Origin of the sequence: Veillonella parvula, assembly GCF_024461875.1 — a bacterium.
Taxonomy (GTDB): Bacteria; Bacillota; Negativicutes; order Veillonellales; family Veillonellaceae; genus Veillonella; species Veillonella parvula_I.
Genome location: NZ_JANGAL010000179.1, coordinates 1 through 209, shown reverse-complemented (window position 1 = coordinate 209; position 209 = coordinate 1). Strand labels below are relative to the sequence as shown.

1 protein-coding gene is annotated in these 209 nt (G+C 29.2%); it reads left to right on the top strand.

Annotation, left to right across the window (positions count from 1 at the left end):
• On the top strand, positions 1-209 hold a 209-nt coding region (locus NE668_RS10270; protein WP_371745249.1), incomplete at both ends, for a hypothetical protein.

The window sequence follows — 209 nt, the reverse complement described above, 5'->3', positions numbered from 1 at the left end:
AAATGTAGTATGGAATAAAATTTTTAAATTGGATTTATTCAATGGAGTCGAGCCAGTTCGTTTTCCAAAGGGACGAGTTCAAGAAGATAATTTTAGTATTTTCAGACTATTTTTGAATGCTAATAGTATAGTAAAAGTAAATAACCCACTTTATTTTTATGTACAACGCGCTGGTAGTATAATGGCTAATTTTACTAGACGTTTTATGA